Consider the following 10,595-nt stretch of genomic DNA (forward strand, 5'->3'; position numbering starts at 1 on the left):
ATACGGCGACCACCGAGATCTACACAAGGAGTATCGTCGGCAGCGTCGGAAGTGTATAAGAGACAGAAATAGCATAACTTTCTATTCTATGATATAATAAATTTGTTAAATTAATAGAGATAGGTGATAAAAAAATGTATAAAATTCAGTATTTAATATTTAAAATTTTTCGTTATATTTTACTTCTATTTCCAGAAAAAACAAGGTTTAAATTTGCTGAGAAGTTAGGAATTATAGGTTATTATCTTATAAAAAAGAGAAGATTAATAGCTTTGGCAAATTTAAAGCTGGCTTTTCCAGATAAAACATATGAAGAAAGAAAAAAAATAGCAAAAGAGTCTTATAAAATAATGGCAAAAGCTTTTCTTTCAACATTATGGTTTGAAGATTACTTAAAAACAAATGTAGAGTTAGAGGATTTTGATCGAGTATCTTCAGTAAAAGAGAATGGAAATGGAATTGTTGTTGCTCTTATACATATGGGAAATATGGAAGCTAGTTTAAAAGCTGGTGAGAAATACAAAAGTGTAACTGTAGCAAAAGCTCAAAGAAATCCATATATAGATAATTTTATAACAGAGGCAAGAAGAAAACTAAATGTAGTATTATTAAAAAAATCTAAGCAAACTTCTAGAGAATTATTAGAGCAAATAGAAGAAAAAAATGTAATCGCATTATTTTCAGATCATAGAGATAAAGGTGCAACAGTTAATTTTTTTGGAGAAGAGACTGTTTCACCAACAGGAGCTATAAATATAGCATTAAAACATAATTTGCCCATAGTTATAGGCTATAATGTAATGCATGAAGATAATACTTGTACAACATATTTTACAAAAGAGTTAGAGTTAGTTAGAACAAACTCATTTAAAAATGATGTAAAAGTTAATACTCAGCTTATGATGAACATAATAGAGAATATAATAAAAAATCATCCAAATCAATGGATGTGGTTCCATGACAGATGGAAACTTTATAAAAAAATAAAAAATGAGAATATAAAAGGCTAGGAGGAAAAATGTTATTAGGTATAATTGGTGCAATGAATGAAGAGGTAATTCAATTAAAAGAGGCTATGGTTTTAAATGAAACTAAAGAGCTTGGAGGATATAAGTTTTATAGAGGAACTTTATTAGGAAAAGAGATTGTATTGGTTGAGTGTGGGATAGGAAAAGTAAATGCTGCAATATGTTCAACACTATTGATACAGGAGTTTAAAGTTGATAAAGTTTTATTTACTGGTGTAGCTGGAGGATTGAATCCAGATATAAATATTGGAGATATAGTTGTATCAACAGATTTAATAGAACATGACTTTGACTGTACAGCATTTGGATATGATCATGGAGTAATACCTAGAATGGAGAACTCTAAATTTAAAGCTGATGATGAGTTAGTAGAACTAGCTAAAAAAGTTGCTGAAAAGAACTTTGGAAAAGAAAGAGTATTTACGGGAACAATTGTAAGTGGAGATGAATTTGTAGCATCAAATGATAAAATAAAATGGTTAAGAGACACATTTACAGGTGAGTGTACAGAGATGGAAGGAGCTTCAGTAGCCCATGTTTGTTATGTTTTAAATAAACCTTTTGTAATAATAAGATCAATATCAGATAAAGCTAATCACGATGCAAATATGAATTTTGATGAATTTGTAAAATTAGCAGCACAAAATTCAAAAATAATAATAGAAGGTATGTTAGAACTAATATAAATTGTATATCAAGGGGGAAATGTATGGATATTGAAAAACTATTGAACGAGTTATATTCCTATTCACTGCATGGAATAAAACTAGGTTTGAAAAATATTGAAGATATTTGTAAAGCTATGGGAAATCCTCAAAAAGATTATAAAACGATTCATGTAGCTGGAACAAATGGAAAAGGCTCAACATCAACTACAATAGAGCAAGTTTTAATAGAAGATGGAAGAAAAGTTGGGAAATATACATCCCCCCATATTTTAAAATTTAACGAAAGAATATCAGTTAATGGTGTTGAAATAAGCGATGAAGATATAGCATACTATTATGCTTATGTAAAATCAGTAGTTGAAGAGTTGAAATTGACTCCAACATTTTTTGAAGTTACAACAGCTATGATGTTTAAATATTTTTCTGATAAAAAAGTAGAGTATGCAGTAATAGAAGTTGGAATGGGTGGAAGATTTGATGCTACTAATATTATTGAGGGAGATATTTGCGTTATTACAAATGTTAGTCTAGATCATACTGATTTTTTAGGGAAAAATATATATGAAATAGCTTGTGAAAAAGCGGGGATAATAAAGAAAAACTCTAAAGTTATTGTAGGAAGCTCTAATTTAGAATTTCTGAAAGGAATTGAAGAAAAAACTAAAACATATGTAAATGTAATTGAAAAATATAAAAACTCTAAATATATTTTAGATTTTACAAAATATAAAACAGTGATTGAAATAGATAATATTTTATATAATTTTTCATTATTTGGAGATTATCAATATAAGAATTTTTTGTGTGCCTATGAAGTTTTAAATGAGTTAGGAATAAAACCAGAGGTAATACAAAAAGGAATAGAAAAAGTTAAATGGCAATGTAGATTTGAAATAATATCTACTGATAAAAATGTTCTTATATTAGATGGAGCTCATAATGAAGATGGAATGAAAACACTTTGTGATACTCTAAAATCTGGATTTAAAAAGGATGAAATAATAGCAATAGTATCAATACTAAAGGATAAAGATTCTAAAAAAATTCTAGAAATATTAGAGAGTAGTGTTAGTAAAATTATATTTACATCATTATCTGAAAATTCTAGAGGCCAAAGTGCTTTAGAATTATTTGAAAAATCTAATAAAATAGATAAAGATTATAAAGAGAATATAAATGAAGCATTTAATTTAGCTAAAATAGATAATAAAAAAGTTATTTTACTTTGTGGATCATTTTATTTATTGAGTAAATTTAAAGAGGAAGTATTGAAATAATGAAGAGTAGAATTTTTTTTAAAATTTTTACATTTGTAATAGTTTTAGTGATTGGATATTTTTTATACGAACACATAATTATTTTGAAAAATGAATATATAAAAAGAGAGCAACACAAAAACATGTTTTTAGAAAAAATCGATAAAACATATAAAGAAAGAAGTAATGATTTCTATAAAAATAACTAGAGGAGCTTAAAATGGAAAGAATTATGGTAAGAAAATTTCCAAAAGTTAATGATTTAGCAAATGTTTTAGGGTTGATTCCATTATTAGATGTAAATATGGAGAAAGAGATAAAAACTCAAAGTGTTTATAGAGTAGGTTATGAATTAAGTGGTTTTTTTTCAGAGGGAGAAGAGTTACAAAGTAATATAAATGTTTTAGGTAGAAAAGAGATTGGATATTTAGAACGAATGGAAAAAACTAAAAGAAAAGAGATTCTTGAGAAATATTTAAGTTATCCTTTTCCTACATTAATTGTAACTTTGGAAAATAATATAGTAGATGAAATTGTAGAAATAGCTAAAAAATATAGAAAGCCTGTATTAAAATCAAATAATAAAACTATTGAATTTATTAGAAATGCTAAATTTTATTTACAAAAAGTTTTAGCTGAAGAGAAAATAATTGATAATTGTATATTGCTTGATGTATATGGAGTAGGAATTTTATTAAAGGGATACGAAGATGCTAGGCTTGGTGCAACAGTAGAGCTTTTAGAAAGAGGTCATAAGTTTATAACAGATACCAGATTAAAAGTTCAAAATATAGCTAATAGATTTATATTAGGATCTAATACAGCAGACAAAGAAAGTGGCGATAGTCACTTCTATCTTTTTGGAAAAGATGGAAATGACATAGATGTTACAACTCACTTTGGAATAAAAAGTACAAGAAAAAGAAAAAAAATAACTTTGTTAATTGAATTAGAAAAATGGGATGAAAAAAAATTTTATGATAGGTTGGGGTTAGATGAGGTATATGAAGAGTTTTTAGGATTTAAAATACCTAAAGTAACATTACCTGTAAGAAAAGGTAGAAATTTGGCTATTATAATTGAAACAGCAGCTATAAACTACAGATTAAAGAAGACAGGAGTAAATTCAGCAGAGTATTTTTGGAAAGAGTCTAAAAAATTAATTGAAGAAAACAGAGAAAATAAAAAGAGAGGTTTAGTTGTGAATGATAAAACAAGTATGCCAGTTAGATATATAAAATCTAGATTTAATTTAAATGTTTTAAATGGAGAAGAGTTTTTAGATAATAGATATATTACAACAACAGGAGTTTATAGACCATCATTAGCTCTTACAGGTTATTTTGATATGTATGAAGAGGAAGGGTATAAAGGTTTACAACTATTTACTGAAACTGAGTTTAAATATTTAGATAGTATACCTAAAAAAGATAAAGATAAAAATTTAGAGAAGTATTTAGATGAGGAATTTCCAGCAATTATAATCTCAGGAGTTAAAAATATTCCAGATTATTTTTTAAATAAAATTATTGAAAAGAAAATAATTTTATTGGAAACAAAATTGGATAGACCAAGTCATGTTGTGGCTACTTTTAGTGCTTATTTAGAAAACTATTTTGCACCATCTACTTCTGTACATGGAGTTTTTGTAGAGTTATATGGATTCGGGGTTCTTTTAACAGGAAAAAGTGGGATTGGAAAAAGTGAGACTGCATTAGAACTTATTCACAGAGGACATAGATTAATAGCTGATGATTCAGTTAGATTTGAAAAAGGTGTAATAGGCGATATAACAGGAAGAGCATCAAAATTACCATACTTTATGGAGATACGGGGATTGGGAATTATTGATGTTAAAGCATTATATGGTGTAGGTGCAGTTAGAATTAGTAAAAGACTTGATATGATAATTGAACTTCAAGAGCTAAAAAGTGAAGACTATTTAACTGCTATGGATTACCAAGAGTCAACAGAGGTTTTATTAGGAAATGAAATTCCTAAAATAAAATTATATATATCTTCTGGTAGAAATGCAGCAGCTATGGTAGAGATTGCTGTAATGAATCTTATGGCCAAAAGAATGGGGTATAATTCGGAAGAGGTTTACTTAAAAGAGTTAAAAAATAAAAATTATAATGATTAATAATCGGGGGATTTAAATTGAAAAGAAATAAACTTAAAGTTTTGAGAGAGTATATATACATCTATATAGGAACATTAATAGCTTCAGTTGCCATAAATGCATTTTTAGTACCATCTAATTTAGCACCTGGTGGGGCAACAGGTCTTTCAATTCTAATAAATTATATGACAGGAATACCTGTTGGAACTTTAATATTTGTTATAAATATACCACTATTTATAATAGGAGTTAAAATTTTTGGAAGATCTTATGGAGCTAAGACTTTAGCTGGGATTTCGTTTTTATCTCTAAATGTTGAATTGATAAAAAAGGCAGTACCTGAAATAGATAAAATTATAGATTTTACAAATCCAAGTAATATTTTTTTAGGGACTCTGTATGGAGGACTTTTAATGGGAATTGGGTTAGGAACTGTTATAAAAAATGGTGGAACAACAGGTGGTAGTGATATAATATCAGGAATTTTAAATAAATTTTTTAGAATTCCAATAGGTCAAGCATTGATCCTTATTGATTCAACAGTAGTTTTATTAGCAGCATATATTTTTGGTGCAGAAAAAGCATTATATGCATTGATAAATTTATATGCAACTGGGATAGTTATAAATAAGTTAATTAATGGTTTAGGAAATGCTAAAATGGCTTATATAGTGACTTCAGAAGTTGAAAAAGTGCGGAAGATAATTGTAGAAGATTTAGGGAAAACAGGAAATTATTATCAAGCAGAAGCTCTATATTCAAAAAGTAGAAGAGATGTGGTAACAACAGTTCTTAGAAATAGAGAGATTTTTTTATTAAAAGAGCTTATAACAGAGGTTGATAAAGAGGCTTTTGTTGTTGTTTCAGATGTCCATGAGGTACTAGGAAGAGGATATACATTTGATATAGATAGTACTTTAAAAAATAGAAAGGAAAAATAATGAAAGAAATAAAGGAAAAGATAGACCAGAGCAATAATATAATTATTGTAGGGCATGTAAATCCAGATGGAGATACAGTAGGAGCTGGATTAGCTCTTTTATTAGGACTTGAAAAAAAATATCCAGAAAAAAGAATAGATTTTGTTTTACAAGATGATGTTCCAAAAAATATAGCATTTTTAAAAGGATGCGATAGAATAAAAAAAATAGAGGATGTTATAAATCCTAATTATGATTTAGCTATTTTTGTTGATTCTGCTACAGTAGAAAGAGTAGGAAAAGTTGCAAAATTAGTTGGAGATATATTTAAGATAAATATAGATCACCATATAAGTAATCCCAAATATGGAGATATAAATATAGTGAAAGATATTTCTTCAACTTCAGAGATTATGTATTCAATTTTAAAAGATTTGAATCTGGATATTACTTTAGAGATGGGTGAAGCAATTTATTTAGGATTAGTAAATGATACAGGAAATTTTGCTCATAGTAATGTAACAGATAAAACATTTTTAGTAGCTTCTGAATTAATGAAAATAGGTGTAAACAATAATAAAATTGTGAATGATTTTTTTAAAACAAAATCTTATGAAAGAATGAAAGTTTTAGGGAAAGCATTAAGTGAAATGGTATTTGTAAAAGAAAAGAAATTAATGTATTTCTATTTATCTTTTGAAACATTAAAAAGTTTAAATGCTATAAAAGATGATACAGAAGGAATTGTAGAGGAATTAATCAATTATAGTGGAAGTGAAGTTTCTCTTTTTCTAAGAGAAGAAGAAAGTGGAAAAATAAAAGGTAGTCTGAGAAGTAAGCATGATATAGATGTTAATAAAATAGCAGGAATTTTTGGTGGTGGAGGTCATATAAAAGCAGCAGGTTTTACAACTGAACTTTCATCAGAGGAAATTATAAAAAAAGTAGTAGAAAATTTATAAATAGTGTATAATTTTATAAAAAAGGAGGGTGTGTAAATGGCAGATTTTGATATAATTTTTTTAAAACCCACTAGATTTGAGGATTGCTTAAAATGTGTAGAGCATATAAAATCTGAAAAGATAGTTCATATAAACTTATGTGATTTAGATTCTGAAAAATCTCAAAGAGTTCTAGATTTTATTAGTGGGGCTGTACATATACAAGAAGGGCAGATAATTAATCCTGGAGATAAAATATATTGTTCAATTCCAAAAAATAAATCATACGAGTTAGATTATAAAGAGTTATCTAATAATATAACAAATCCAAGATTTGATGAAGAGGAAGAGATTATTCCAAGATATCATAGAAGATAGATAAAAAGGGACTTTTAAAAGTCCCTTTTTTTACATTAAGATATTTTTAGTTTTTTATTTAATCAGCCAATAAAAAAGCTTGGCAACTACCTATCCTCCCAGGGGGCTGCCCCCCAAGTACTTTCGGCGTTTACGGGCTTAACTTCCAGGTTCGAAATGTTACTGGGTGTACCTCCGTAGCTATCGTTGCCAAGCTATATAATAATAACATTTTTTTTAAGAAATGTCAATAAAAAAAATGGACCTAAGTCCATTTTTTCTAATGAATAATATTAAAGATAAGATCTTCATCTTTGTAGTCAACTTCAACAGTTTCTCTTTCTTTAACATCTCCTTTTAAGATAATTTTAGCTATCTCAGTTTCAATATATTTTTGAATATATCTTCTCAATGGTCTAGCACCAAATTGAGGATCATACGCAGTTTTAGCTAAAAATTCAGCAGCATTATCAGTAATTTTAAAATTGATTTTTCTATCTTTTAATTTGTTTTCTAAAGCTTTTAAAAGTTGACGCACAATATTTTTAATCTCTTTGAGTCCAAGACCTCTAAATATAATAGTCTCATCTATTCTATTTAAAAACTCAGGTCTAAAATTAGAAAGAAGCATTTGATTAATATTAAATCTAGTTTCTTCTTTTAAACTAGGATCTTCTAAAATTAAATGGCTACCAATATTAGATGTCATGATAATTAGAGTATTTTTAAAATCAACAACTTTTCCTTGACCATCAGTTAATCTACCATCATCTAAAACTTGTAAAAGAACATTAAAAGTATCAGGATGAGCTTTTTCAATTTCATCAAAAAGGATAACAGAATATGGTTTTCTTCTAACAGCTTCAGTTAATTGTCCACCCTCTTCATAACCAACATATCCTGGAGGGGCACCAATTAATCTAGTAACTGAAAACTTATCCATATATTCACTCATATCTATTCTTATTACATTTTCTTCATCGTCAAATAAGAAATAAGCTAAAGATTTAGCTAAGTAAGTTTTACCAACACCAGTAGGTCCTAAGAAGACGAAAGATCCAATAGGTCTATTAGGGTCTTTAAGACCAGCACGAGCTCTTAAAATAGTTTCAGATACAGCTTTAACGGCTTCTTCTTGCCCAATAACTCTAGCATTTAGATTATCTTCTAATTTTAAAAGTTTTTCTTTTTCACTTTCCATAAGTTTAGAAAGAGGAATACCTGTCCATTTAGATATAACTTCTGAAATTTCTTCAACTCCAACTTCCTGCTTAACAAGTTTATTAATTGGAACTTCTTCAAGACGTTCTTGTTCCTGTATAAGCTCTTTTTCAAGAGTAGCTAACTTACCATATTTTAGTTCAGCTAGTCTATTTAAATCATATTTTCTTTCAGCTTCTAAAATTTCAAGTTTTACTTTTTCAATTTCAGCTTTAATATCTTTAACTTTATTTAAATCTTGTTTTTCATTTTCCCATTGTGCTTTTAAAAGTGATTTTTGCTCTGTTAAGTTAGAAAGTTCCTTTTCTAAAATTTCAAGTCTTTCTTTAGAGTATGGATCAGTCTCTTTTTTTAGAGCTTCTTTTTCAATTTCTAATTGCATAACTTTTCTTGTTAATTGATCTAGCTCTTCTGGCATAGAGTCCATCTCAGTTCTAATCATAGCTGCAGCTTCATCTATAAGGTCAATTGCTTTATCAGGTAACTGTCTATCAGGAATATATCTATGACTAAGAACAGCTGCTTCAACAATAGCACCATCAGTTATTCTAATACCATGATAAACTTCAAACTTTTCTTTGATACCTCTTAAAATAGAGATTGTATCTTCAACAGTTGGTTCATTAACCATAACTACTTGGAAACGTCTCTCTAAAGCAGGATCTTTTTCAATATACTTTCTATATTCATCTAAAGTTGTTGCACCAATAACTTTTATCTCTCCTCTTGCTAACATAGGCTTTAATAAGTTACCAGCATCCATAGCACCATCAGATTTTCCAGCTCCAACAATTGTATGTATTTCATCTATAAATAGAATAATTTCACCGTTGGAATCCTCTACTTCTTTTAAAACAGCTTTTAAACGTTCTTCAAATTCTCCTCTAAATTTAGCACCAGCAATTAGTGATCCCATATCTAAAGAAAAGACCTTTTTGTTTTTTAAAGAATCAGGAACATCTCCATTTAGTATTCTTTGAGCGAATCCTTCAGCAATAGCAGTTTTACCCACTCCAGGTTCACCAATTAATACAGGATTATTTTTAGTTCTTCTAGATATAATTTGAATAGTTCTTCTGATCTCACTATCTCTTCCAATAATAGGGTCAATCTTACCTTGACGAGCTAATTCTACTAAATCACGACCATATTTTTCTAAAACCTCATATTTAACTTCAGGATTAGGAGAATCTACTTTCTTATTTCCTCTAATCTCTAAAATAGTTTTTTCAAATAGAATACGGTCAATTCCTAATTTTGCTAAAAAACTTGTGTTATCAAGTAAAGATAGGAAAATATGTTCTACACTAATGTAAGAATCTCCCATCAATTGCATAAGCTTTTGTGCTTCCATTAAAATTTCGTTTGTTTTAGAGTCTAAACCAATTGAAGTATTAGTAGCTCCTTGAATTTTAGGAAGTTTATTACAAAGATCTTCTAAACTATTTTGTAAAGAATTTGTATTAACTCCCATTTTTGTTAAAACTCTAATAATTAATCCATCTTTATGAGCAACTAAAGCTAGTGCTAAAATTTCAGGTTTAATGCTTTGCTGCATATAAGTTTGAGCAATAGTTTGTGCATCAGTTAATGCAAGCATCGAGTTTTCTGTAAAATTATTAGGATTCATAAATATCACCTCTTAATAAAAGATAATTAAATTATTTTAAGCTGATTATTTTGTCCTCTTCTCCAATCTCTTTTAGATGTTCATTTCTAACAATTTCAATGACTTCCATCATTTTCTTTTGTATATGATCGTAACCAACATCTTTTATATGAGGAAGAATGCAGTCAGAACAATCTTTAATTCCACCAGCTGTATATTTATACTTACCTCCGCACTCATTTCCTAGCATGTAAAGTGGACAATAACAAAATAAACAGTTAAAGTTCTCAGTATTCTCCATTTTATGACATGGAAAAAATTCACAATTTTTATTTTGATTAAATTTATAATTCATAATACCTCCCAAATAAATAAAAAATCTATATCTAAAATATACTACTCTTGAATAATTAAATCAAGAGAAATAAACAAAAAAACAGTCTAAATAAAAAATTTAGACTGTTTTTGAATGT

At 28.0% G+C, this 10,595-nt stretch carries 10 protein-coding genes and 1 rRNA gene; 8 read left to right on the forward strand and 3 right to left on the reverse strand.

What is annotated here, in order from left to right:
• Positions 1 to 134 precede the first annotated feature (134 nt).
• From Q0V08_RS07995 to sepF, 8 genes are read left to right on the forward strand one after another with little or no spacing between them, the layout of a single operon-like run.
• Entirely contained in the window at positions 135 to 1,010 is an 876-nt protein-coding gene (locus Q0V08_RS07995) for a lysophospholipid acyltransferase family protein (protein WP_297433730.1), read from the forward strand.
• Between the two features lie 8 nt (positions 1,011 to 1,018).
• On the forward strand, positions 1,019 to 1,714 hold the full coding sequence (locus tag Q0V08_RS08000) for a 5'-methylthioadenosine/adenosylhomocysteine nucleosidase (RefSeq protein WP_297433732.1): 696 nt from the start codon (positions 1,019 to 1,021) through the stop codon (positions 1,712 to 1,714).
• Between the two features lie 23 nt (positions 1,715 to 1,737).
• The gene (locus tag Q0V08_RS08005) at positions 1,738 to 2,973 is read left to right on the forward strand and encodes a folylpolyglutamate synthase/dihydrofolate synthase family protein (RefSeq protein ID WP_297433734.1); all 1,236 of its coding nucleotides are present in this window, start codon (positions 1,738 to 1,740) and stop codon (positions 2,971 to 2,973) included.
• On the forward strand, positions 2,973 to 3,161 hold the full coding sequence (locus Q0V08_RS08010; protein WP_297433736.1) for a hypothetical protein: 189 nt from the start codon (positions 2,973 to 2,975) through the stop codon (positions 3,159 to 3,161). The genes Q0V08_RS08005 and Q0V08_RS08010 overlap by 1 nt, the downstream gene beginning before the upstream one ends.
• A gap of 11 nt (positions 3,162 to 3,172) precedes the next feature.
• Positions 3,173 to 5,095, forward strand: coding sequence for an HPr(Ser) kinase/phosphatase (gene hprK / locus Q0V08_RS08015; protein ID WP_297433738.1), 1,923 nt, complete (start codon positions 3,173 to 3,175; stop codon positions 5,093 to 5,095).
• 17 nt (positions 5,096 to 5,112) lie between these two features.
• Positions 5,113 to 6,015, forward strand: a complete 903-nt coding sequence (locus tag Q0V08_RS08020) for a YitT family protein (RefSeq protein WP_297433740.1) — start codon at positions 5,113 to 5,115, stop codon at positions 6,013 to 6,015.
• A complete protein-coding gene (locus Q0V08_RS08025) occupies positions 6,015 to 6,956 on the forward strand; it encodes a bifunctional oligoribonuclease/PAP phosphatase NrnA (RefSeq protein WP_297433742.1) in 942 nt (313 codons plus the stop codon). The genes Q0V08_RS08020 and Q0V08_RS08025 overlap by 1 nt, the downstream gene beginning before the upstream one ends.
• A 36-nt stretch (positions 6,957 to 6,992) precedes the next feature.
• Positions 6,993 to 7,313: a cell division protein SepF gene (gene sepF, locus Q0V08_RS08030; RefSeq protein ID WP_023050166.1), complete on the forward strand. Its 321-nt coding sequence runs from the start codon at positions 6,993 to 6,995 to the stop codon at positions 7,311 to 7,313.
• 77 nt (positions 7,314 to 7,390) lie between these two features.
• Here sepF and rrf read toward each other — a convergent pair.
• From rrf to Q0V08_RS08045, 3 genes are all read right to left on the reverse strand, one after another.
• A 5S ribosomal RNA gene (gene rrf, locus Q0V08_RS08035) occupies positions 7,391 to 7,507 on the reverse strand.
• Between the two features lie 65 nt (positions 7,508 to 7,572).
• The gene (gene clpB / locus Q0V08_RS08040; protein WP_297433744.1) at positions 7,573 to 10,143 is read right to left on the reverse strand and encodes an ATP-dependent chaperone ClpB; all 2,571 of its coding nucleotides are present in this window, start codon (positions 10,141 to 10,143) and stop codon (positions 7,573 to 7,575) included.
• 31 nt (positions 10,144 to 10,174) lie between these two features.
• Entirely contained in the window at positions 10,175 to 10,477 is a 303-nt protein-coding gene (locus Q0V08_RS08045) for a cysteine-rich small domain-containing protein (protein ID WP_023050168.1), read from the reverse strand.
• Positions 10,478 to 10,595 lie beyond the last annotated feature (118 nt).

Origin of the sequence: uncultured Cetobacterium sp. (assembly GCF_947038635.1) — a bacterium.
Classification (GTDB): domain Bacteria; phylum Fusobacteriota; class Fusobacteriia; order Fusobacteriales; family Fusobacteriaceae; genus Cetobacterium_A.

Excerpts from the sequence above, each read along its gene's own strand:
- clpB (WP_297433744.1), bottom strand. The coding sequence starts at position 10,143 with ATGAATCCTAATAATTTTACAGAAAACTCGATGCTTGCATTAACTGAT.
- Q0V08_RS08025 (WP_297433742.1), top strand. The coding sequence starts at position 6,015 with ATGAAAGAAATAAAGGAAAAGATAGACCAGAGCAATAATATAATTATT.
- hprK (WP_297433738.1), top strand. The coding sequence starts at position 3,173 with ATGGAAAGAATTATGGTAAGAAAATTTCCAAAAGTTAATGATTTAGCA.
- Q0V08_RS07995 (WP_297433730.1), top strand. The coding sequence starts at position 135 with ATGTATAAAATTCAGTATTTAATATTTAAAATTTTTCGTTATATTTTA.
- Q0V08_RS08000 (WP_297433732.1), top strand. The coding sequence starts at position 1,019 with ATGTTATTAGGTATAATTGGTGCAATGAATGAAGAGGTAATTCAATTA.
- Q0V08_RS08010 (WP_297433736.1), top strand. The coding sequence starts at position 2,973 with ATGAAGAGTAGAATTTTTTTTAAAATTTTTACATTTGTAATAGTTTTA.
- Q0V08_RS08005 (WP_297433734.1), top strand. The coding sequence starts at position 1,738 with ATGGATATTGAAAAACTATTGAACGAGTTATATTCCTATTCACTGCAT.
- sepF (WP_023050166.1), top strand. The coding sequence starts at position 6,993 with ATGGCAGATTTTGATATAATTTTTTTAAAACCCACTAGATTTGAGGAT.
- Q0V08_RS08045 (WP_023050168.1), bottom strand. The coding sequence starts at position 10,477 with ATGAATTATAAATTTAATCAAAATAAAAATTGTGAATTTTTTCCATGT.